Genomic DNA, 22,334 nt, shown 5'->3' with positions numbered 1-22,334 from the left:
CGATGACCAACCTGCAGATCGTCATCCTGAACTTCCGCACGCCCGACATGACGGTCAAATGCGTCGAAACCGCGCTGGACGAAATCGCGGCGCTGAAGGCCGGGATCACCGCCGCCATCACCGTGGTCGAGAACGGCTCGGAAGACGGGTCCTATGACCTCATCAGGGCCGAGGGCGCGGCGCGGGGTTGGCTCGACGGCCGGCGCGTGGCACTGATCGACAGCGGCTGGAATGGCGGCTTCGGCTCGGGCGTCAATGTCGGCATCCGCGTGGGGATGCCCGGCGGGGGACGGGCCGATCTTGTCTATCTCCTGAACTCCGACGCCTTTCCCCGACCCGGTGCCGTCGCCTGCCTGATCGATCATCTGGCCACCCATCCCGAGGCTGGCATCGCCTGTTCGCGCCTGCGCGGTGCCGATGATGTCCCTCATGAGACCGCCTTCCGCTTTCCCTCGGCGGGCGGCGAGTTCGAGAATGCAGCGCAGACCGGCCCGATTTCCCGGCTGCTGCGCAACAAGATCGTGGCCCTGCCGCAGCCCGATGCCAACCTGCCGGTCGACTGGTCGGCAGGCGCCTCGATGATGATCCGGGCGGAGGTGCTGGATCAGGTCGGCCTCTTCGATGAAACCTTCTTTCTCTACTTCGAGGAAACGGATCTCTGCCGCCGTGCCGCCAAGGCCGGCTGGCAGACGCATTATGTCTGGGACAGTGTCGTCACCCATATCGGTTCGGTCTCGACCGGGATGAAGGAATGGGCGAAAGTCCCTGATTACTGGTACGACTCGCGCCAGCACTACTTCCAGAAACATCACGGCCGCACGGGCGCGCTGATGGCGACACTGGCCTCGCTTGCCGGCAACGGGTTATGGCGGCTGCGCTGCCTGATCCAGCGCCGGGAACACCGCACGCCACCGGGCCATTATCGCCAGATGCTCGGCCGCGCCCTTGGTAAACGTCACGATCGGAAAGGCAGCACATGACCCGTTTCAGCGCCATCCTTGTGGGCAACGAGGCGCTGATGCGCCATGCGACCCAGACCCTGCTGGACCGGGGCCACAGCGTCGCCGCCATCGTCACCCGCAATCCCGACCTGCGGCACTGGGCCGAGGGTGAGGGGCTGAGGGTCGAGGATCAGGATGCGCCGATGCCGGCCGATGCGCCGGGTGCCGACTGGCTCTTCAGCGTGGCGAACCTGTCGATCCTGAAGCCGGAAATCCTAGCCCGTGCCAGCCGTGGCGCGATCAATTTCCACGACGGCCCGCTGCCTGCGATGGCGGGGGTGAATGTGCCGGTCTGGGCGATCCTTCAGGGCAATTCCCGCCATGCGATCACCTGGCATCTGATCGATGGCGGCATCGATACGGGTGATGTGCTGGCGGTGCGGGCGTTTGACATCGCGCCGGATGAAACCGCGCTCACGTTGAATGCAAAATGTTTTGCACATGGGGCGGAGAGCTTTGGCGAGATCGTTTCGGCGATTGAATCCGGCGGTCTGTCTCCGCAACTCCAGCCTGCCGGCGCGCGCAGCTATTTCGCCCGTGACCAGCGGCCCGAAGCGGCGGCAGTGCTGGACCTGCGCCAGCCCGCCGCCGATCTGGCGCGGCTGGTCCGGGCGCTGGATCACGGCGATTACTGGAACCCTCTCGAGGTGCCGAAGCTGGCGCTGGGGTCGGATCGCCTTGCCCTTGTTGCCTCGGCTGAGGTGGTTGAGGGGTCGGGTGAACCGGGAACTGTGCTGGCGCGCGACGGTGACAGCCTGACGGTGGCCACAGGTTCCGGCGCGTTGCGGCTGGCGCTGGTGCCGGGGCAGGGAGATCTGCCCGAAGTGGGTTCGGTCCTGCCGCTGCCCGATGACGCGGCGCAGGCGGCGCTGGGGAATCTCGCGGGGCCGGCTGCCAAGAACGACGGGTTTTGGCGCAGGCAGTTGGCGCAGACGGCCTTGGGCCGGGCCGATGCCGCCACTGGCGACTGGTCGAGCCTGCCGGTCGCCGGCACCGCCGCGCCGCAAGCCGCTGCGGCCGCGCTGGCACTTCTGGCGCGGCGCGGGGCGGGTGGGGCGATCTCGGTCGCGCTGCGGCCCGAGGGCCATCCGGCAACCGGTGGCGTTCTGGCCGACTGGCTGCCGCTGACCGTGACGCCCGAGGGGCGGCTGGCGGAGTTCTCGGCCACGCTTTCGGGCGTCATCGCCGAACTGCAGAAGCGCGGCCCCTTTGCGGCTGACCTCTTGCACCGCGCGCCGGAACTGCGCGGGGCCAGCGCGCCCGAAACCGGGCTGGACCTGGCCGGTCGCGGCCCGATTCCCGGCACCGCCCTGACGCTGAGCCTTGGCGCAGGTGGCATCACGCTGCACCATGACAGCGCCCGGATCGACGCCGAGGAGGCGCAGCGACTGGCCGAGCGCCTCTCGCGTGCGCTGCAGGCCGGGCCGGAAACCCCCGTCGCCGCCATCGGCGCGCTGGACCCCGCGCGGCTGGATGAGGTGCTTCATGCCCGCAACGCCACCGCCACGGATGTCCGCGCGGCCTGCATCCATGAGCTGATCGCCGCGACGGCGGCGCAGGACGGCGGCGCAACGGCGCTGGCCTTCGAGGATCAGAGCCTGACCCGCGCCCAGCTTGAAGCTGCCGCCAATGCCTTGGCCCGCGATCTGGTGGCGCAGGGCGTCTCCCCGGATCAGCCGGTCGGCCTTTTTGCCAAGCGCGGCCCGGAACTGGTGATCGGCGCGCTGGCGATCCTCAAGGCGGGCGGCGCCTATCTGCCGCTTGATCCCGACTATCCGCAGGACCGGCTGAGCCATTACCTCGCCGACAGCGGCGCGCGGATCGTACTGACCCAACCGGGGCTGGCGGGACTGCCCGAGGGGCACGGTGCCAGCCTGATGTCCATCCCCGCAACCCCCCCGGCAGAGGACCCCGGTGCGCCGAAAACCACGGTCGGACCCGAACATCTGGCCTATCTGATCTATACCTCGGGCTCGACCGGCAAGCCCAAGGGGGTGATGGTCGAGCATCGCAACGTGGCGAATTTCTTCACCGGCATGGATGCGGTGATCCCGCACCGGCCCGGCGATGCCTGGCTGGCGGTGACGAGCCTCAGCTTCGACATCTCGGTGCTGGAGATCTTCTGGACGCTGGCGCGCGGGCTGAAACTGGTGATCGCAGGCGAGGAATCGCGGCTGGCGGTGTCAGGCTCGGCACCGGGCAAATCCCGCGCGGCGATGGATTTCAGCCTGTTCTACTGGGGCAATGACGATGGCGTCGGCCCGAAGAAATACCAGCTGCTGCTGGATGGCGCGCGCTTTGCCGACCAGAACGGCTTTACCGCCCTCTGGACGCCCGAGCGCCATTTCCACGCCTTTGGCGGACCCTATCCGAACCCCTCTGTAACCGGAGCGGCGGCGGCGGCGGTGACGACACGGCTTGGCATCCGCGCCGGCAGCTGTGTCGTGCCGCTGCACCATCCCGCGCGCATTGCCGAGGAATGGGCGGTGATCGACAACCTGACCGGCGGGCGGGCAGCCATCGCGGTTGCCTCGGGCTGGCAGCCGGATGATTTCGTGCTGCGCCCGGAAAACGCCCCGCCGAAGAACAAGGATGCGATGATCGCCGCCGTCGATGTGCTGCGGCGCCTGTGGCGCGGCGAGGAGGTCGAGTTTCCCAAGGCGGATGGCACGCCCCACAAGGTCCGCACCCAGCCCCGTCCGGTTCAGAAGGAACTGCCGATCTGGGTCACGGTTGCCGGCAACCCCGAAACCTGGCGCGAGGCCGGGCGGCTCGGCGCCAATGTGCTGACCCATCTGCTGGGCCAGTCCGTCGATGTGGTCGAGGAACGGATCAAGGATTACCACGCCGCCTTGCGCGAGGCCGGGCATGATCCGAAGGACTTCACCGTCACGCTGATGCTGCACAGCTACCTGGCCGCGGACCGCGAGACCGCGCGCGAGGTCGCCCGGGGTCCGATGAAGGATTACCTGCGGGCCGCCGCCGCGCTGGTCAAGCAATATGCCTGGGACTTCCCGGCCTTCAAACGCCCGGCCGGGCTGACCAACCCGATGGCCATCGACCTTGGCAGTCTCAGCGAAGAGGAATTGGACGGCATCCTTGAATTTGCCTTCCTGCGCTATTTCGAGGATTCGGGCCTCTTCGGCAGCGTCGAGGAAGCCGTGGCCCGTGTCGAGCATTTGCAGAAGATCGGCGTGGGCGAAATCGCCTGCCTGATCGATTACGGCATCGCGCCCGATGTGGTGAAGGGCTCTTTCCCGCTGCTCGGGCAGGTGGCCGCGGCCTTTGCCGGGGCCGAGGAACCCGATGCCGGGGATTTCTCGATTGCCGCGCAGATCCGCCGGCACCGCGTCACGCATCTGCAATGCACCCCCAGCATGGCCCGCATCCTCGTTACCGATCCGGCGGTGGCCGGGGCGCTGGCCGGCCTGTGCTGCATCATGATCGGCGGCGAGGCGCTGCCGCCCTCGCTGGTGCGCGACCTGCGCGCGGTCAGCGGGGCCGAGATCCTGAACATGTATGGCCCGACCGAGACGACGATCTGGTCCTCGGTCGCGCGCCTGGCGCCCGATCAGGACGCGACGCCGCTGGGGCCGCCCATCGCCAATACCCAGCTTTACGTGCTGGACGAGGCTGGGCAGCCGCTGGACGACGGCGAAGAGGGGGAACTCTGGATCGGTGGCCACGGCGTCACCCGCGGCTACTGGAACCGGGCCGACCTGACAGGCGCGGCCTTCCGCCCCGATCCCTTCGTGCGGCCTGCCGACGCCGCGCCTTGGGGTGCGCGCATGTATCGCACCGGAGACCTGGTGCGCTGGCGCTCGGACGGGCAGATGGATTTCCTCGGCCGGGCCGATGGCCAGATCAAGCTGCGGGGTTTCCGCATCGAACTGGGCGAGATCGAGGCGCGGCTGGCGGACCTGCCGGGCGTGCGCGAGGCGGTGGTGATCCTCCGACCCGACGCCTCGGGGCAGGGGCGTTTGCTGGCCTATGTGACCGGCGAGGCCGGGCTGGACGAGGCGCATCTGCGCGCGGCGTTGCAGGAGGTGCTGCCCCAACACATGCTGCCCGCCCGGATCACTCGGCTCGAGTCCATGCCGCTGACCCCGAACCGCAAGATCGACCGCAAGGCGCTGCCCGAACCGGCCGCGCCAGTGCAGGTGGCGCCACCTGCGGTCAGCGCCGCGCCGGTGGCGCCTGCCGCGAACGGCACCGATCCCTCGCCGGTGATCGAACAGGTCTGGGCCGAGACGCTTGGCCTGCCCTCGGTGGGGGTGCGGGACAATTTCTTCGCCATCGGCGGCCATTCGCTCTTGGCGATCCAACTGCACCGCACACTGCGCGACCGGCTGGGGCTGGCCTCGATCGGGGTGACGGATGTGTTCCGCTTCCCGGTGCTGGGCGACTATCAGCGCCATGTCGCGGGTCTGGCGGGCGCTGGCAAGCCAGCGGTCAAGCCGATTGAAGCCGCACCGCGCGCGGTGGCGCCGCCGACGGCTCAGGTCGCGGCGGACGATCCCATGGCGCGGCGGCGGGCCATGCGGGCGCAGTTGCGCAACAGCGAGTGAGCGCGGCCGAGCGGCTGTTGCACGCGGCGCGGGCGCTGCTGCCCGCCGATGTCGGCTGCGCCGTGGTGCCGATCGGCGAGGGGCGGCTGCTGGCTGAGGAGGCGCAGGCACTGGCGCGCGCCGTGCCCCGGCGGCAGGCCGAGTTCGCCACCGGCCGACTGGCTTTGCGCCGCGCCATTTCCGAAGCAGGCTTCGACCTGCCCGAGGATCGCCCCATTCTCCCGCGTTCGGATCGGAGGCCCGATCTGCCGGACGGTCTTGCCGTCAGCCTCGCCCATGCCGGCGATCTCTGCATCGCGCTGGCCAGCACCCGTCCGGGTCTGCTGCTGGGCCTTGACATCGAGTCGATGGACGCGCCCCGTCCCGAGGGGTTCGTGGACACGATCCAGCCCTTCCGTTTTCGGGGGGCAGGAGATGCGCTGGCGGCCTTCTGCGCCAAGGAGGCGCTCTACAAACGGCAGTATCCGGTCACCGGACGGATGCTGGAGTTTTCAGACCTCGCGCTGGTCCTGTCCACCGATGGCCGGTTTCGCGCCTGTGTCGCCGGCGTCGGGTCGATGCAAGGGCAGTGGCTGGAGGTCTCGGGCTACTATCTGGCCATCAGCATCGGGTCGGTCGCGACGGCAGAGCGATGGCCATGGGGCCAGTAAACGTCGTCAATGCTCAACTGCTCTCCTGTATCGATCCGATCAGCCGCCCGTCGCCCTCCGCTGCGGGCCGGTCTTTGCAGCTTCGGCCTGCTGGCGCAGCCAGTCCGTAACCTCGGTCCAGAGCCCGTTGCGGTGGTGGTCGCGGAAAAAGCCCATATGGCCGACCGGGCCGGTGCCGTCGCGGGCGGGATCGATCTGGCGGCGCGCGGGGGGCGAGGTGGCGAAATGGCAGTTCAGGAGATCGATCGCCGCCGGGGTGGCCCAGGGATCGTCCTCGAAGCCAAGGCTGAGCAGGGGGAAGTTGACCTTGGCAAACCGTTTTGCGGCGTCCAGCGTCGGATCATCGAAAAAGTAATTCCGCATCAGAATCCAGTGGCCCCAATCACGCATGGCGACGCTGGGGATGTTCTCGCCGACCCCCAGCCTCTTGCCGGGGAAGCATCCCGAGAGCCGCCCGGCAACCGGCACCACCGCGCGGAACAAGAAGCCGATGCGCAACCGCTCGGCCCGGCGCCGCACCAGCCGCAGCGCTCCGGCATGGCTGGCGATCAGCACCGCCGCCTGCAGCGGGCTGTCCTTGCCGCCCATGCCGATGGCGTGGCCGCCAAGGCTGTGACCGATCGCCAGCAGCGGCGCGCCGGGCAGGGTCCGAACCGCCCAATCCTGGACCGCCGGCGCGTCATCGAGCATCCAGTTGCGCATGGTCAGGTGGCGATTCCGGGTCAGCCCTGCGCCTGCGCCGACGCCGCGGTAATTATAGGTGATGACGCGGAAACCCTGTTCGACCAGAAAGCCGGCGAAGGGGTGATACATCCGCTCGCGCACGGCCGTCGCTGGGTGGATGACGACCACGGGACTGGTGCCGGCCTTGCCGCCATGCAGGGTCAGGGCGATCTCGCCGCCATCGGCGCAAGCTGTGATGAAGCTTTCCATTTGACCCGGTGCCTCTGCATGTTTTATTTCGCATATGAAGTAATTATTTCGTATCTGAAGTAAAATCAATAGCGGACCTGCCCATGCCTCACCTGACCACACGTCACGCGCCCCGGCTGATCTATCTGCTGACCACGGCGCAGCGCCGGCTGGAGGCCTGGATCGAGCGTGAAACCGAAGGCATGACCGCCGCGCGGATCGGTCTCTTGCTGGCGCTGCCAGCCGAGGGCGGGGTATCCATGTCCGCCCTTGCCCGCGCGCTGGATCTGGGGGCGCCGGCCTTGACCGGACTCGTCGATCGCATGTCGAAAGCCGGGCTGGTCCGGCGCATTCCTGACCCGGAGGACGGCCGGTCATCGCTGGTCGAGTTGCTCAACGAGGGGCGCGTCCAGCGCCAACAGGCACTGGAGCGGACAAGGAGATTGAACGATCAGCTTTGCGAGGGGTTCTCTGACGCGGAAATCGCCGTAGTCGCGCGCTGGTTGGACAATGTGCGCGTCAGATACGGGGCTTAACCTGGGCGTATCACACGCCCGCCAACCCTCGTTGGCGGGGACCACCTTGCCCGCATCGCGGCAGCGTTCAAGCGCGGCTTCGATCTTGCCTTCGTGCACCTCGGCCAGCAGGCTCATGTAGCTGGTCGCGAGTTCCCTGGTCGGGGCGTTATCGGTGCGCGTCGTATCTGCCGCCGCGATGATTGCTCGGGTGCGCTTGATCAATTGGTGCACCGGCATGTCGGCAGGTGCGCCCAGAGTCTCGCGCAGCATGGCGACAATCGCCGCTTCGTCCGTCGGCTCTTCCTCTTCGGAATCGCCCTCGACCGAGCAAAGCGCCTTCATGGCAATGGCCGGATCGTTGGTCGGTCCCGCACGCTTGATCGCCAGCACCTCGCCGCCGACTTTCGTGACCATGACAACCGGGCTGATGAAGCGATATTCGCGCCCCTCGATCTTGGCCTTGCCGGTCGGGGTCCAGGCGATCCGCGCCCAGATGCCATCCTGCCGCGCAGCCAGTTCCTCTATCCAGCCCGCCGCAGGCGCTTCGGCCCGGTTTTGACGGTCCAGCGCGTGATCCATGTCCACGGGCATCCCGCGTTCCACATCAGCGCGTGATGCTGCGATGACCGACGCCATATCCTTGACCACCCACGGCCCGCGCTTGTCCGTCAGGTCGAACTTGCCCGCAGGCAGGATCTGCACCCAGCTTTCCGCCTTGCCCGGTTCAAGCTCGGGCAGCGGCACGGTGGCCATCTGCTCTTGTCCCGCCATGGCGATCACTTCTGCAGATAAGGTGTGACCAGCAGGTCAGCCGAGCCGCGCCAGACGTTGGTGCCACCGCCGGTCAGCTCATCCGCAGTCAGCAGCTCGCGTGCAGCCGCCTCATGTGCCGGAGGAACCAACAGCATATTCGGCACCACGCCCATGATGCGCCCGCCATCATAGCGCATCGCCTGCATGGCGACCCGCGCCACCTCGTAATTCTCGGCGGTCAGGGGCTGCTTCGAGCCGAATGCGAATTGCCAGAGACCGTAGGCTGCGTTCACCCGCGCGCGCGGATCCCATAGAGATATTCGTCGCGCATGAAGACGTTGTTATCGCTGTCCTTGTTCAGCCTCTGCATCTGGTAGGGGATGCGCGTCTGGAACACGAGCGGCTTTACCTGGCGGCTGACATCCAGCAAGAACCACGGTGCATCTGTGCCCGCCTGCATGTTCGAGACCGAACCTTCCGTGCCATCCGCCTTCAAGATCGTATGATCGGTATCGAAGAACGTCTGACCATCATAGCTTTCTGCCTCGAAGCCACGTTTCAGCACCTCAAAGACAAGCTCGTCGGGATGCGAGGCGGCGGCATGCGCCATCATGCTGATCTGCGGCGCATAGACGCCCAGACGGTCATCCTCGATATCTTCGCGCCGCACCCGCAGCGTGGTCTCGAACTTGCGGTTTTCCAGCGTGTAACGGGCGGCCATCACGCCTTTGATATGACGCTCACCCAGCCATTCGCGCATCTGCGGCACGCCGGAAAGCCAGCCATGGGTTTCGTCCGATCCGGTGGACTTCACGTCCATCGCGATCTTGTTCCAATAGGTCGGCGTCGCCGCCACGGCCTTGTTGAAGAAGGTATTGAAGCCGCTGAACATCTCGTTCAGCAAAGAGGCGTTAATGTCCATGGTCAGGCTTTCGCTTTCGTCAGTTTGCTTTGAGGTTTTTCCAGAAGGTCTCTGCGCAGCCGCCGCACCCAGACGTTGGTCACGCCGTGCTTCGCGGCGATTTCGTTGGCTGAGAGATCGCTGTGGACCACATCGTGTTTCAGGCGGACCGAGCGCATGATACGCTCCGCATGGCCGCGCGAGGGCACGTCAATGGCGGTATCGCCGTAATAGCGCACCAGGACAGCAAGCAGCCCTGCGCCGAGTGGTTCCAGCAAGCGTCCGCCCACATTCTTGGGGATATGCATCCGCATTCCGCCAAATGAGGAAAGCAGCTTGTCGCAACCTTCATCCCCGCAGGAGCTGCGGACCAAGGACAGAATTTCGAAACAAGATAAGGCTTGCATCAGCACCTCTGGAACGGGATGCTTGCAGCATATTCCGGGGGAAAGATGTTTAGCCCTGGAAAGGGGTTTCTGGTGGCGGCAATGACCGACGATGACAATCAGTCTGGGCCCGGAGACAAAGCCAGTCATGTGACTGTGCATCTGTTCAGTCCGAACAGGAAAGTGCGTTCCTTTCCCGCCGATCAGGGAACACAAACGCGTTGGGAGAGCATTCGTCAGCTGATCCTGGGCAAAGTAGCCGAACTTGCCGCGCGAAATCCGAAGCCTGAACCTGTCGAGCGTGGCCCGGTGATTGTTCTGCGCGGGGAGCCGGACCCGTTCGATGTCGAGGCATGGAAACTTCATCTGGAAGAATACCGGAGCGACGAGCCAAGTAGCTTCCGTGATGCGGTGATCGAGTATGCCGAGGGGCATATCCGCGCCCTCGGTGGCGACCATGAAAAATCGCGCGCTGACGGCCAGTAGGGTGGCGGCGGCTATGCTTCCGCCCAAAAACACGAGAAGGCCGCTTTTGAACGCGCTCCGCAGGATTTGAACGGTATCCAGATCGCGACCTGTGCCGCGCGCTGCGTTCGAGGTGAGGAACCGGGCGGAATGACAAAGGGGGGCCGCCGCAGGTGAGGCATTCCGAGTTATAGGACATGGGCGGTGCATAAGGCCCCGCCCATGCTGCTCGCTAGGGGCACGCGCCTGCTTCGAGCTGGAGCGAACCTAATCGTATTGGATGGCTACGAGAACGACGCGGTTCCCCGATCTCGGATTTCGTCCCTACCGACATCGGAGTTCAGGGGTTCCCATTTTCACCGATAGCTCGATGCCCGCTTTCGGAGAACAGCAGTTTGTCTCTGACTTTCGGCGCAGCTCTGACGCGGATAGTTGCGCCAGCGCTTACGGGGTCGGTCCAGAGCTACCTCGCCTTGACCCTGATGAGAAGTATGCCGCTATTCGTTCTCGACCGGCGATGGCAACTTCAAGAGCGTTCGCGCCTCTTCAACCGTAGCGACCTTTCGGCCATGCCTTTCGAGGATGCCGGCGCACTGTCTGACCAGCGCCGCATTGGACGGCGCGAGGGTCATCTTGTCCAATCGCATATTGTCCTCAAGCCCTGTCCTGCAATGACCGCCCAACTCGGCACACCACTCATTCAGCGTCGCTTGATACTGGCCGATGCCGGCCGCACACCATGTTGCATCGGGCATCAGCCGTTTTGTCGTCTTGATCATGAACTCAAGGGCGTCGCGATCGACCGGCATCGCGTTCTTGACGCCCATGACGAACTGGACGTGAAGGGGCCCCTTCAGTCGTCCGTCCCGAACCATGCTGGCTGCCTGAAAGATGTGTGACAAATCGAAAGCCTCGATTTCCGGCCTGACACCGTATTTCAGCATCTCCGAGGCGAGCCAGTCGACAAGTCCGGGACTGTTTTCATAGACACGGGTCGGAAAGTTGTTTGATCCCACTGCCAGCGAGGCCACCTGCGCGGCGCGCGCGCGCGTGGCGGCAAAGCAAATTCAGTGACGAATCCGGTGACAAGCAGAAAAAACAGGGCCTAGCCGATTTGGCTAAGCCCTTGTTTTTATGGCTCCGGCGGTAGGGATCGAACCTACGACCAATTGATTAACAGTCAACTGCTCTACCGCTGAGCTACGCCGGAACACGTGGGCCGTATAGCAATGGTGTCAGGGGGCGTCCAGAGGGATTGCGACAAAATTTTCAGTCTGCCGAAAAGCGCGTCTGCCAGGTGATTTCGCCCTCGGGGCGGGCGGCGCCGAGGGTGCTCAGGGCGACCAGATGGGCGAAGACGTTCCGGGTCGCGGCGGGCAGAAGCTGGGGCGGCACGTCATAGATTCGCGCGGCCAGTGTGGCGGCATCGGCGGGGGCGCCGTCGCGCAGGGCGGCGAGAATCTGGGCGGTGCGCTGGCGGCGATGGGCGGCCAGTTCGGCGAGGCGCGGCAGCGGCGCGTCGATGGCCGGGCCATGGGCCGGGAAAAGACGCGCGGGCGCCAGCGCGGTCAGCCGGTCGAGGCTGCGAAAATAATCGGCCAGGTCGCCATCGGGGGGCGAGATCAGCGTGGTGGACCAGCCCATGACCACGTCGCCGCTGAAGGTCACATCGCCCCAAGCGAAGCACAGATGATTGCCGGCATGGCCGGGGGTGTGATGGGCGGTCAGGCTCCATTCGTCGCGGGTGATGGTCTCGCCATCGGCCAGCTGCCGGTCGGGGCGGAAGCTCAGGTCCAGCCCCTCGCCGCCGCCGGCGCCGCCCTCGGCAGCCAGCCGCTGCATCACCGCCGAACGGCCAGCCAGTGCATCGCCGAAGCCCAGCACCTCCGCCCCGGTCGCTTCGGCCAGCGCCGGCACGCCCTCGGAATGGTCGCGATGGGCATGGGTGACGAAGATATGGGTGATGCGGCCACGCCCGGCCGCCGCCAGAATCGCCGCGCGATGGGCGGGCAGATCGGGGCCGGGGTCGATGACGGCAATCTCGTCGGTGCCCAGAAGGAAGGTGTTGGTCCCGGGGCCCGTCAGGGGCGAGGGATTGGGCGCCAGAACCAGCCGCAGCCCCTCGGGCAGATCTTCGGGCCGGGGTGGCCGCGGCAGGGACGCGGCGTCTGCGGCGGGCGGGGCTTTCGCATCTTGGCTCATGACGCTAGCCTAGCGGCGTTCAGGCAGGGTTTCCATGGCATTCGGCCCCGATTTCAGCTGGCTCAAACGCTTCTTCCCGCGCGGGCTCTATGGCCGGGCGGCGCTGATCCTGTTCCTGCCGGTGGTGGTGGTGACGCTGGTGGTCAGCGTCACCTTCCTCCAGCGCCATTTCGAGGGCGTGACCCGGCAGATGACCGCCAGCATGGCGCGCGAGCTGGGTTTTGTGGCGGCGCGGATGGACCCGGCGGTGAACGGGCCGGCGGCGCTGCTGGCGGGCCGGGCGGTGGCCGTGCCGCTGGGGCTGTCGGTCGAGCTTCCGGCCGAGCCGAACGTCGATGATGACCGGATCTTCTATGATTTCTCGGGGCGGGTGGTGATCGAGGAACTGCGCGCGACGCTGCCGCAGGTGATGGGGATCGATCTGGCCAGCGACGAGAAGCGGGTGCGGATCACCATGAACGGCCCGTTCGGGCCCTATCTCCTGGCCTTCGATCGCAGCCGGGTCAGCGCCTCGAACCCGCATCAGCTGCTGGTGCTGATGCTGTTCACCTCGCTTCTGATGTCGGGGATCGCCACGATCTTCCTGCGCAACCAGCTGAGGCCGATCAAGCGGCTGGCGCGGGCGGCCGAGGATTATGGCAAGGGCCGGATCGTGCCCTATCGTCCCGCCGGTGCCATAGAGGTGCGCAGCGCGGGTGCCGCCTTCCTGGACATGCGCAACCGGCTCGAGCGCAGCAACGAACAGCGCAAGCTGATGCTGTCGGGGATCAGCCATGACCTGCGCACGCCGCTGACCCGGCTCAGGCTGGGGCTGTCGATGCTGTCGCCCGACCTGCCGACCGACCAGCCCGAGATCGACGCGATGACCGCCGATGTCGACGAGATGAGCCGGATGGTGGGGGCCTTCCTCGATTACTCGCGCGACGAGGCGCAGGAAGGGCCGCCGGTCGCCACCGAGGCCTTGCCCTTCCTGCGTGGGCTGGTGGCCGATGCGCAGCGCGCCGGGCAGAAGGTGCGGCTTGCCGAGGTCGAAGGTCCCGAGGATGGCCGCGTCACCTTCCGTCCCGACATGCTGCGCCGGGCGATCGAGAACCTGATCGGCAATGCGGTGCGCTATGGCGAACATGCCGAGGTCGATGCCGCGCTGGCCCCGCGCAGCCTGCGCATCAGCGTCGAGGATGACGGGCCGGGCATTCCTGAAGTGCAGATGGACGAGGCGATGCGGCCCTTTACCCGGCTGGACCCGGCGCGGAACCAGAACCGGGGGCAGGGGGTCGGGCTGGGCCTGTCGATCGCGGCGGATGTGGCGCGTGCCCATGGCGGGCAATTGCGGTTGGTGCGTGGGGCGCGGCTTGGCGGGCTGCGGGCCGAAATCGTGATTCCGCGGTGACTGCAAGCCGTTGCCACGCTGCGCGTCAGCCGGTGCCGGGTGCGGCATCGTTGCAGGGCGCAGATGCAGAACGCGCTTGGGGACCGGGCCGGCATGGCGCATATTGAACCCCATACGACCGGCCCCTAGATTAGGGGTCGCAGGGATCGTGTGCCGCCAATCGTGGGGCCGGGATCTCGGGCAGGAAAGGACTGATCATGAACGAATTCACACAACAGACTCATCCGGTATTGCCGCTGCGCGATATCGTGGTGTTTCCGCATATGATCGTGCCCTTGTTCGTGGGGCGCGAGAAATCGGTCCGGGCGCTGGAATCCGTGATGGAGGCCGACCGGCCGATCCTTCTGGCGGCGCAGAAAGATGCCTCGGTCGACGAGCCGGCCGAGGATGGCATCTACCGCACCGGCGTTCTGGCCAATGTGCTGCAACTGTTGAAACTTCCGGATGGCACCGTGAAGGTGCTGGTCGAGGGCCGGAGTCGCGTGCGCATCACCGGCTTTGTGCCGAATGACGATTACTTCGAAGCCACCGCCGAGCCGCTTGAACAGCTTCCGGGCGACGCCGACACGGTGACCGCCCTGACCCGCGCCGTGACCGACGAGTTCGAGCGTTATGTGAAAGTGCGCAAGAACATTCCCGAAGAGGTTGTGACCGCCGTCGCCGAGGCACGCGAACCCGCGCGGCTGGCCGATCTGGTCAGTGGCCATATGGGCGTCGAGATCGACAAGAAGCAGGACCTGCTGGAGACGCTGGATGTCGGTGCGCAGCTCGAGAAGGTCTATGGCCTGATGCAGGGCGAGATGTCGGTCCTGCAGGTCGAGAAGAAGATCAAGTCGCGCGTCAAGACCCAGATGGAGAAGACCCAGCGCGAGTATTATCTGAATGAGCAGATGAAGGCCATTCAGAAGGAGCTGGGCGACGGCGAGGACGGCCAGAACGAGATCGCGGAACTGGAAGAGAAGATCGAGAACACGAAATTCTCGAAGGAAGCCCGCGACAAGGCCAATGCCGAGCTGAAGAAGCTGAAGTCGATGTCGCCGATGTCGGCCGAGGCCACGGTCAGCCGCAACTACCTCGACTGGCTTCTGAGCCTGCCCTGGGGCGTGAAGTCGCGCACCAAGAAGGATCTGGCCCGTGCCGAGGCGGTGCTGGACGCCGATCACTATGGTCTGGAAAAGGTCAAGGAACGGATCGTCGAATACCTGGCGGTGCAGAATCGCAGCCAGAAGCTGAAAGGCCCGATCCTCAGCCTCGTTGGCCCTCCGGGCGTCGGCAAGACCTCGCTGGGTCGCTCGCTCGCCAAGGCGACGGGTCGTGAATTCATCCGCATCTCGCTTGGCGGTGTGCGCGACGAATCCGAGATCCGCGGCCACCGGCGGACCTATATCGGCTCGATGCCCGGCAAGATCATCCAGGCGCTGAAGAAGGCCAAGACCACGAACCCGCTGATCCTGTTCGACGAGATCGACAAGATGGGGCAGGATTTCCGCGGCGACCCGGCTTCGGCAATGCTGGAGGTTCTGGACCCCGAACAGAACTCGACCTTCGTGGACCACTATCTCGAAGTGGAATACGACCTGTCGGACGTGATGTTCGTGACCACGGCCAACAGCTACAACATGCCTGGGCCGCTGCTGGACCGGATGGAGATCATCCCGCTGGCCGGCTATACCGAGGACGAAAAGCGCGAGATCGCGCGCCGTCACCTGCTGCCCAAGCAGATCAAGGCGAACGGGCTGCGCAAGGGCGAGTTCTCGGTCAGCGACGAGGCGTTGAACCACGTCATCCGCTACTACACGCGGGAGGCCGGGGTGCGCTCGCTCGAGCGCGAGATCGCCAAGCTGGCGCGCAAGTCTGTGACCGAGATCCTCAAGGGCAAGACCAAATCGGTCGAGGTGACGCCCGCGAAGGTCGAGGAATATCTGGGCGTGCGCCGTCACCGCTTTGGTCTGGCCGAGAAAGAGGACCAGGTCGGCGTGGTCACGGGTCTCGCCTGGACGCAGGTCGGCGGCGATCTGTTGCAGATCGAGGCGCTGCGCCTGCCGGGCAAGGGCCGGATGAAGACGACCGGGAAACTGGGCGAGGTGATGAAGGAATCGATCGACGCTGCTTCGAGCTTCGTGCGCTCGATCTCGCCGGAACTGGGCATCCGTCCGCCGGAATTCGAGAAACGGGACATCCATGTCCACGTTCCCGAAGGCGCGACGCCCAAGGATGGTCCTTCCGCTGGTCTCGCCATGGTCACGTCGATCGTCTCGGTCCTGACCCAGATCCCGGTCCGCAAGGACGTGGCGATGACGGGCGAGGTCACGCTGCGCGGCAATGCGCTGGCCATCGGCGGCTTGAAGGAAAAGCTGCTGGCGGCGCTTCGGGGCGGCATCAAGACCGTGCTGATCCCGGCCGATAACGAGAAGGACCTGGCCGAGATCCCGGCCAACGTGAAGGAAGGCATGACCATCATCCCGGTCAGCAATGTCCGCGAGGTGCTGAAGCACGCGCTGGTGCGGATGCCCGAACCGGTCGAATGGGACGAGGCCGCCGAAGAAGCGGCTGCCGAGGCCGCCCGCCTGGCCGCGCGCCAGGAGGGTGGCGACACCTCTGGCTCTGCCGTCGCTCACTGATCCTGGACTAGGCAAAGTAACGGGGCCGCCTTCGGGCGGCCCTTTTTTATGTTGTCCAGAATATATGTTTTGATAAACTTTCCACTGGAAGGTTCTGTACCGATTTGTAGATAAATAATTAAATTATCGCTTGGCATTCCAACCGAAACCGGCAGGAAATGGATAGAACATATGGCGAGAACGCCGAAATCCGACACTGATGATGACGCCCAATTCGGGGCGGAGTCTCCCCGCGCTGCGCGGGTGGTGCAGAAGCGGGAATTCGTGGATCGCGTGGTCGAGGCGACCGGCGCCAAGAAGGGCGATGTGAAGCCCATCGTCGAGGCGACGCTGGACCAGCTGGGCCGCGCCTTCGCCTCGGGCGAGACGCTGGTGGTCAATCCCTTCGGCCGCGCGCGCGTCAGCATGCGCAAGAGCAATGGCAAGGGCAGCGAGGTCATCAACCTTCGCCTGCGCCGGCGCGGCGACGGCGCCGACAGCGACGAGGACTGACCGCAGCCGGCCCGTCGGCGCGGGGCAGGGAACGGGACGAAAAGCTGTCCGAATGCCTCTTGCATCGGAGGGACCGCGCCGCTACATAGCCGCCCACGGGTGATTAGCTCAGTGGTAGAGCGCTTCGTTCACATCGAAGATGTCAGCGGTTCAAATCCGTTATCACCCACCATTCTTTCACGGAACAGTCACTGTTTCGCGGGCCGGCCGAAAGGCCGGCCTTTTGCATTCGGGTGGAACGGTCGGATCACCGGGGCATGGTCGGGATTATCGTTGACCGCGTGATATGCCCTTATCTTTCACCAAAATCCGAAGCGCCGCAGGCTTTCCGGGTGATTGACCCGCGCCGACCGATCCGGCAATCAGGCGGGCGGGATGGCACCGGACCATGCCCTCACGTCATGCGGACAGGCCGATGTATCCCGATCTCTATCTCATGCGCCACGGCCAGACCGTGTGGAATGCCGAAGGCCGGATGCAGGGCAAGCTCGACTCGCCGCTGACCGACCTGGGCATCGCGCAGGCCAAGGCGCAGGCGCGGCTGGTCGCAGGCGTCGAAGCCGCGCGCTTTGCCAGCCCGCAGGGGCGGGCGCAGCAGACCGCGCGCATCGTCTTTGCCGGCCAGCCCTTCCAGACCGACGCCCGTCTGGCCGAGATCGACATCGGCACATTCAGCGGCCGCCGCTACCCCGATCTCGCCGCCGAGCACCCGGCGCTGTTCGAACTGGATGGCTTTGGCTGGTATGATCACGCCCCGGGCGGCGAGGGGTTCTCGGGCCTCATGACCCGCGCCCGCAGCTTCCTGGACAGCCTGACCGGCCCGTCGCTGATCATCACCCATGGCATCACGCTGCGGATGCTGCGGCTGATCGCCATGGGCTGGGACATGACGCGCTTCGAGGAATTGGCCCAGCATCAGGGCGCGGTGCAGGTCGTCCGCGCCGGCTGCCACGAGATCTGGCGCGAAGGCTGAGCCTTCGCCCTTGCCCACCGGTCCGCGCCGCGCTAAGAGGCCCCCCGTGGGGCGGTTAGCTCAGTTGGTAGAGCGTTTCGTTTACACCGAAAATGTCGGGGGTTCGAGCCCCTCACCGCCCACCATTTCCCATGATTCACAGTGATCTCTCAGCCGATCGCTGCCATCAGCCCACCCACTGCCAGTATCCCTGCCATCACCATCAGTGCGCGCCGATAGAGCCGCAGGCCTCGGTTGATGTCAGCGGCCCCCGGATCGCCTGCACTGCCGTTCAGCCAGGGCTCGTCCGACAACCGGTCGCCGTATTGACGCGGACCAGAAAGTCGCACCCCCAGCGCCGATGCCATGGCCGCCTCGGGCCAGCCGGCATTGGGCGAGCGGTGCAGATGCGCCTCGGCAAAGGCGGCGCGCAGCGGCATCATCGAACCCGCCGCCAGCGCGAACAAGAGCGCCGTCAACCGCGCCGGGATCAGGTTTGCCACATCATCCAGCCGCGCGGCGATCTTGCCGAACTGCTCGTAGCGGGCGTTACGATGGCCGATCATGGAATCGAGGGTGTTGATCGCCTTGTAGGCCGCCACGCCGGGCAGCCCCGCCACCGCCAGCCAGAACAGCGGTGCGATCACCCCGTCCGAGGCGTTCTCGGCGAGGCTTTCCAGACTGGCGCGGGACAGGGCGGCATCATCGGCACGGGTCACGTCACGGCCGACGATCATCGCGGTCGCCCGCCGCACCCCCGCCAGATCGCCCGCCGCCAGTGGCCGGGCGACGGCGGCGAGGTGGTCGTTCAGCGAGCGGGCGGCGATCAGCGGCCAGGCCAGCAGTCCGGCGATCAGCGGGCCGGTTATCTCGGCCAAGGCCCATGCCGGTAGCGTGGCGGCGGCGATGGTCAGCAACGTCGCCAGCCCGCCCTTCAGGATGCGATGGGGGCCTCGGTTCAGTCGCGTCTCCAGCCCGGCGATCAGCGCGCCGAGCCAGGTGACCGGGTGGCCGATGCGGCGATACAGCCGGTCGGGCCAGCCGATCAGCGCATCGGCAATCAGGGCGAGAAGGGCGGCGATCATGGCGCGGTCAAGTTCACCGCCTCGACCGACCAGTCGGCCCCGGCGCGGCGCAGGATGGTCAGCGACAAAGGCGAGACGGCGAAGGACAGGGCGGCGGGGCCGACGACCATGGACAGCGCGGCCCGCACGGTGCCGGCATGGGCGACGATCACGGTGTCCCCCTCAGCCTCGGCCAGACGCGGCAGCACCCGCGCCGCCATCTCGGCAAAGCTCTCGCCGCCTTCGGGCCGGTGGCGGGCAAGCTCATCGGGCGACAGTGGGCCGAGATCGGGCAAGTCAGCGAAGGGCAGGTTCTCCCATGCCCCGTAATCCTGTTCCCAGAGCTCGGGATGCAGGTCCGCGGCAAGGCCAAGCGCCTCGGCGGTCTGGCGGCAGCGTAGGGCGGGGCTGGCCCAGATCGACGGCACATGGGTGATGCGGGCGCGGAGGGCGGCGAAGGCCGGGGCATCGCTGCAATCGGCGGCCACGTCGCGGCGACCGGCCAGCCGCCCCCCGTTCAGGGGCGGGGCGTGGCGGATCAGGTAAAGGCGGGTCATGGCGGCGGCACCCCGGATTGCGATGCCGCCAGCCCTAGCGCGCCATCATGGTCGAGGGCAACCACAGCGCGACAGCGGGGAAGGCCATCAGGATCAGCACCGCCGCGACCAGCAGGAGGAAGAAGGGCAGGGCGCAGCGGGCTAGGTCAAAGATGTTCCGCCCGGTCACGCCTTGCAGGACGAAGAGGTTGAAGCCGACCGGCGGGGTGATCTGGCTCATTTCCACGACCAGCACGAGGAAGATCCCGAACCAGATCGGGTCGATCCCGGCCGCGAGCACCATCGGCAGGATGACCGAGACGGTCAGCACCACCATCGAGATGCCGTCGAGAAAGCAGCCGAGCACGATGAACAGCCCCATCAGCGCGACCAGCAGCCAGTTTGGCGAAAACCCTTGCTCGCCCACCCAGGCCGCCAGCGCGCGCGGGATGCCGGTATAGCCCATGGCGACGGTCAGGAAGGCCGCGCCCATGAGGATGAAGCAGATCATCGCGCTGGTCCGCGCCGCGCCCAGAAGTGCCTGAACTGCCGCCTGCCGGTCCAGCCCGCCGGTGGCCCAGGCAATCAGCAGCGCGCCAAGAACACCGATCACCGCCGCCTCGGTCGGCGAGGCGATGCCGGCGTAGATCGAGCCGATGACGGCGACGATCAGCCCGACGACCGGCAAGAGCAGGCGCAGGGCCGCGCGCTTTTCCGCCCCGGTGGTGGCGGGCTCAGTTGCGGGCATGCGCTGCGGGTTCATCAGCGCCCAGATCACGATCCAGCCCGAAAACAGCAGCGCCAGCATCAGCCCCGGCAGCACGCCGGCGAGGAACAGCCGGGCGATGGATTGCTCGGTCGCGGCGCCATACACGATCAGGATGATCGAGGGCGGGATCAGGAAGCCCATCGTGCCCGACCCGGCCAGCGAGCCGACCGAGATGTCGGGGTCATAGCCGCGCGCCTTCAACTCGGGCAGCGACATGCGCCCCACCGTCGCCGTGGTGGCCGCCGAGGAACCGCTGACGGCGGCAAAGACCGCGCAGCCCAGCACGTTCACATGCAGCAGGCCGCCGGGCAGCCGGCGGGTAAAGGGCGCGAGGCCGCGGAACAGGTCCGAGGACAGCCGCGATCGATACAGGATTTCGCCCATCCAGATGAACATCGGCAGCGCGGTCAGGTCCCAGACATTCAGCGCGCCCCAGACCTTGGTGGCGAAGACCGGGCCGGGCGGGGCCGGGGCGGCGGCGACCATGGCGACCAGACCCACGGCGATCAGCGCGAAGCCGACCCAGAGGCCGGTCGCCAGAAGACCGAACAGCACCACGACCAGCAGGATCGAGAGCGGCAGGATCTCCATCTATTCGCCCTCACCCGTCGCCGCAGCCTCGGCGGCCAGAAAGGCCGGGGTGCCCCCCCGCAGCAGCGTCAGCAGCGCATCGACCAGCGCCAGCGCCAGAAGCGCGATCCCCAGCGTCATTGCCCCCTGCGGCAACCACAGCGGCACCTTGATCATGCCATAGCTCAGCGAATTGAACTGCCAGCTGTCCAGCGCCTGCAGCGCGGAATGCCAGCCCGCCCAGATCGCCAGCCCCGCCGCGATGGCGGTCGCGAGGATGGTCAGCGCACCGGCGGCAAGCGGGGGCAGGGCGCCCGCGATCATCGTCACCCGCACATGCCCGCCCGATTGCAGCGTGCCCGCCAGCGCGAGGCAGGCGGCGGCCACCAGAAGGAAGCCGCCGATCTCGGCCAGCGAGGGCACGGTGATCTGCGGCGGTGCCGCGCCGATCAGCAGCGCCAGCCGGTCGATCAACCGGCCAGCGACCTGCACCAGCACCAGCACCGCGATCAGCACCATCGCCCCGCAGGCCGCCCAGAGACCCGCCGCGTAGAGACGGTCAAGCGCGGTCCTCATTCGGCGCGATAGGCGTCGATGATGGCCTTGCCGGGTTCGCCCGCGCGCTCCAGCCATTCATTGGTCATGGTCTCGCCGATGGCCAGCAACTCGGCCTGGAAGGCCTCGGACGGCTTGGCGACGGTCATGCCGTTCTTGGCCAGCGCCTCGGTCGCCTCGGTCGCCTCGACCGCCGACATGTCCCAGCCACGGGTCTCGGCCTGGGCGGCGGCCTGGGTGATGGCGGCGCGCTGATCCTCGGGCAGGGCGTTGAAGGCCTCGGTATTCACGATCACCATGTTCTTGGGCAACCAGGCCTGCGCATCGGTGTAGAAGCTGGTGAAGTCCCAGGCCTGCGAGGTGACGCCGGTCGAGGGCGAGGTGATCATGGCGCTGACCCTTCCGGTCGAGAACGCCGTGGGCACGTCTCCGGCCTCGACCTGCGTCGGGACCGCGCCCAGAAGCTGCGCCAGCCGTTCCGATGCGGCATTGTAGGCGCGCATGTTCTGGCCCTGGAAGCTGGCGGCGTCTTTTACCGCATCCTTGGTATAGATGCCCTGGCCCGGCCATGGCACGACATAAAGCAGCGTGAGCCCCTGATCGGCCAGCTTCTGGGTGATCGTCTCGCGGCTGGCCTGCCACAGTTTCAGCGCCTGATCATAGCCATTGGCGAGGAAGGGCACCGAGTCGACCTCGAAGACCGGGTCCTCGTTCGCCAGCCGGCTCATCAGCACCTCGCCGATGGGGGCAAGGCCCTTGCGCACCGAATCCTTGATCTCGGGATGGCCGAACAGGCTGCCGGCCGAATGGACGGTGATGGTCAGCCCGCCGCCGGTCGCGGTCGAGACCTCGTCGGCGAACTGGGCGATGTTGCGGGTGTGGAAATCGCTGTCGGCATAGGGGGTGGCCATGTCCCAGTTGGTCTGGGCCAGCGCCGGGCCGGTCAGGACAAGGCCCGACATGGCAAGGACTGCGATCAGGCTGATCTGTCTGGTCATTTTTTTCTCTCTCCCTGTGATCGGGGCAGGT

The 22,334-nt window shown here is 66.5% G+C and carries 20 protein-coding genes, 3 tRNA genes and 1 pseudogene; 11 read left to right on the top strand and 13 right to left on the bottom strand.

What is annotated here, in order from left to right; translation table 11 throughout:
• Nucleotides 1–2: 2 nt before the first annotated feature.
• The 3 genes from Q1A36_RS03485 to Q1A36_RS03475 are packed head-to-tail and all read left to right on the top strand — an operon-like array spanning nt 3 to nt 6,219.
• On the top strand, nt 3–980 hold the full coding sequence (locus Q1A36_RS03485) for a glycosyltransferase family 2 protein (protein ID WP_299839783.1): 978 nt from the start codon (nt 3–5) through the stop codon (nt 978–980).
• Nucleotides 977–5,569, top strand: coding sequence for a MupA/Atu3671 family FMN-dependent luciferase-like monooxygenase (locus Q1A36_RS03480; RefSeq protein WP_299839780.1), 4,593 nt, complete (start codon nt 977–979; stop codon nt 5,567–5,569). The genes Q1A36_RS03485 and Q1A36_RS03480 overlap by 4 nt, the downstream gene beginning before the upstream one ends.
• Nucleotides 5,566–6,219: a 4-phosphopantetheinyl transferase gene (locus Q1A36_RS03475; RefSeq protein ID WP_299839778.1), complete on the top strand. Its 654-nt coding sequence runs from the start codon at nt 5,566–5,568 to the stop codon at nt 6,217–6,219. Before Q1A36_RS03480 ends, Q1A36_RS03475 begins: the two co-directional genes overlap by 4 nt.
• Before the next feature lie 39 nt (nt 6,220–6,258).
• Here the strand turns inward: Q1A36_RS03475 and Q1A36_RS03470 are convergent, their stop codons facing one another.
• Entirely contained in the window at nt 6,259–7,152 is an 894-nt protein-coding gene (locus Q1A36_RS03470; RefSeq protein ID WP_299839776.1) for an alpha/beta fold hydrolase, read from the bottom strand.
• An 83-nt stretch (nt 7,153–7,235) separates the two neighbouring features.
• Between Q1A36_RS03470 and Q1A36_RS21440 the strand changes: the two are divergent.
• A pseudogene (locus Q1A36_RS21440) lies at nt 7,236–7,496 on the top strand (MarR family transcriptional regulator); the annotation flags it as partial.
• Between the two features lie 9 nt (nt 7,497–7,505).
• Here the strand turns inward: Q1A36_RS21440 and Q1A36_RS03465 are convergent.
• From Q1A36_RS03465 to Q1A36_RS03450, 4 genes are read right to left on the bottom strand one after another with little or no spacing between them, the layout of a single operon-like run.
• Nucleotides 7,506–8,402 carry a phage protease gene (locus Q1A36_RS03465; protein ID WP_299839774.1) on the bottom strand — a complete coding sequence of 299 codons (897 nt, stop codon included), beginning with the start codon at nt 8,400–8,402 and terminating at the stop codon, nt 7,506–7,508.
• Nucleotides 8,403–8,425: 23 nt separating this feature from the next.
• The gene (locus tag Q1A36_RS03460) at nt 8,426–8,695 is read right to left on the bottom strand and encodes a Mu-like prophage major head subunit gpT family protein (RefSeq protein ID WP_299839772.1); all 270 of its coding nucleotides are present in this window, start codon (nt 8,693–8,695) and stop codon (nt 8,426–8,428) included.
• Entirely contained in the window at nt 8,692–9,324 is a 633-nt protein-coding gene (locus tag Q1A36_RS03455) for a Mu-like prophage major head subunit gpT family protein (protein WP_299839770.1), read from the bottom strand. The genes Q1A36_RS03460 and Q1A36_RS03455 overlap by 4 nt, the downstream gene beginning before the upstream one ends.
• Before the next feature lie 2 nt (nt 9,325–9,326).
• The gene (locus Q1A36_RS03450; protein WP_299839768.1) at nt 9,327–9,716 is read right to left on the bottom strand and encodes a hypothetical protein; all 390 of its coding nucleotides are present in this window, start codon (nt 9,714–9,716) and stop codon (nt 9,327–9,329) included.
• Between the two features lie 75 nt (nt 9,717–9,791).
• On the opposite strand from Q1A36_RS03450, the gene Q1A36_RS03445 reads away from it, so the two are divergent.
• Complete coding sequence (locus tag Q1A36_RS03445) at nt 9,792–10,175, top strand: hypothetical protein (RefSeq protein WP_299839766.1); 384 nt, start codon at nt 9,792–9,794, stop codon at nt 10,173–10,175.
• 476 nt (nt 10,176–10,651) lie between these two features.
• On the opposite strand, the gene Q1A36_RS03440 is transcribed toward Q1A36_RS03445, so the two are convergent.
• From Q1A36_RS03440 to Q1A36_RS03430, 3 genes are all read right to left on the bottom strand, one after another.
• Nucleotides 10,652–11,221: a 3-keto-5-aminohexanoate cleavage protein gene (locus Q1A36_RS03440; RefSeq protein ID WP_366141543.1), complete on the bottom strand. Its 570-nt coding sequence runs from the start codon at nt 11,219–11,221 to the stop codon at nt 10,652–10,654.
• A gap of 68 nt (nt 11,222–11,289) precedes the next feature.
• Nucleotides 11,290–11,364, bottom strand: a tRNA-Asn gene (locus tag Q1A36_RS03435).
• 59 nt (nt 11,365–11,423) lie between these two features.
• Nucleotides 11,424–12,356, bottom strand: a complete 933-nt coding sequence (locus tag Q1A36_RS03430) for an MBL fold metallo-hydrolase (RefSeq protein WP_299839764.1) — start codon at nt 12,354–12,356, stop codon at nt 11,424–11,426.
• Between the two features lie 34 nt (nt 12,357–12,390).
• On the opposite strand from Q1A36_RS03430, the gene Q1A36_RS03425 reads away from it, so the two are divergent.
• The 6 genes from Q1A36_RS03425 (at nt 12,391) to Q1A36_RS03400 (ending at nt 17,957) form a co-directional block, all read left to right on the top strand.
• Nucleotides 12,391–13,746, top strand: a complete 1,356-nt coding sequence (locus Q1A36_RS03425) for an ATP-binding protein (RefSeq protein WP_299839762.1) — start codon at nt 12,391–12,393, stop codon at nt 13,744–13,746.
• Between the two features lie 197 nt (nt 13,747–13,943).
• Nucleotides 13,944–16,367, top strand: a complete 2,424-nt coding sequence (gene lon, locus Q1A36_RS03420; protein ID WP_299839760.1) for an endopeptidase La — start codon at nt 13,944–13,946, stop codon at nt 16,365–16,367.
• A gap of 171 nt (nt 16,368–16,538) precedes the next feature.
• On the top strand, nt 16,539–16,859 hold the full coding sequence (locus tag Q1A36_RS03415; protein ID WP_299839758.1) for an HU family DNA-binding protein: 321 nt from the start codon (nt 16,539–16,541) through the stop codon (nt 16,857–16,859).
• 97 nt (nt 16,860–16,956) lie between these two features.
• Nucleotides 16,957–17,031, top strand: a tRNA-Val gene (locus tag Q1A36_RS03410).
• Nucleotides 17,032–17,274: 243 nt separating this feature from the next.
• Nucleotides 17,275–17,832 (top strand): histidine phosphatase family protein, encoded by a 558-nt coding sequence (locus tag Q1A36_RS03405; RefSeq protein WP_299839756.1) that lies wholly within the window; start codon nt 17,275–17,277, stop codon nt 17,830–17,832.
• A gap of 49 nt (nt 17,833–17,881) precedes the next feature.
• Nucleotides 17,882–17,957, top strand: a tRNA-Val gene (locus tag Q1A36_RS03400).
• A gap of 24 nt (nt 17,958–17,981) precedes the next feature.
• On the opposite strand, the gene cbiB is transcribed toward Q1A36_RS03400, so the two are convergent.
• Genes cbiB through Q1A36_RS03375 form a run of 5 tightly spaced genes read right to left on the bottom strand, consistent with a single transcriptional unit; the run spans nt 17,982 to nt 22,303 of the window.
• Nucleotides 17,982–18,896, bottom strand: coding sequence for an adenosylcobinamide-phosphate synthase CbiB (gene cbiB / locus Q1A36_RS03395; RefSeq protein ID WP_299839754.1), 915 nt, complete (start codon nt 18,894–18,896; stop codon nt 17,982–17,984).
• Nucleotides 18,893–19,432, bottom strand: a complete 540-nt coding sequence (locus Q1A36_RS03390; RefSeq protein ID WP_299839753.1) for a histidine phosphatase family protein — start codon at nt 19,430–19,432, stop codon at nt 18,893–18,895. Before Q1A36_RS03390 ends, cbiB begins: the two co-directional genes overlap by 4 nt.
• Nucleotides 19,433–19,466: 34 nt before the next feature.
• Nucleotides 19,467–20,771: a TRAP transporter large permease subunit gene (locus Q1A36_RS03385; protein WP_299839752.1), complete on the bottom strand. Its 1,305-nt coding sequence runs from the start codon at nt 20,769–20,771 to the stop codon at nt 19,467–19,469.
• On the bottom strand, nt 20,772–21,326 hold the full coding sequence (locus Q1A36_RS03380; RefSeq protein WP_299839751.1) for a TRAP transporter small permease subunit: 555 nt from the start codon (nt 21,324–21,326) through the stop codon (nt 20,772–20,774). It abuts the gene before it with no gap.
• Nucleotides 21,323–22,303 (bottom strand): TRAP transporter substrate-binding protein, encoded by a 981-nt coding sequence (locus Q1A36_RS03375; protein WP_299839750.1) that lies wholly within the window; start codon nt 22,301–22,303, stop codon nt 21,323–21,325. Before Q1A36_RS03375 ends, Q1A36_RS03380 begins: the two co-directional genes overlap by 4 nt.
• Nucleotides 22,304–22,334 lie beyond the last annotated feature (31 nt).

Source organism: uncultured Paracoccus sp., from assembly GCF_947487305.1.
Taxonomy (GTDB): Bacteria; Pseudomonadota; Alphaproteobacteria; order Rhodobacterales; family Rhodobacteraceae; genus Paracoccus.
Note: the sequence above shows the minus strand (reverse complement) of the source record. Positions and strands in the feature narration are given on the sequence as shown.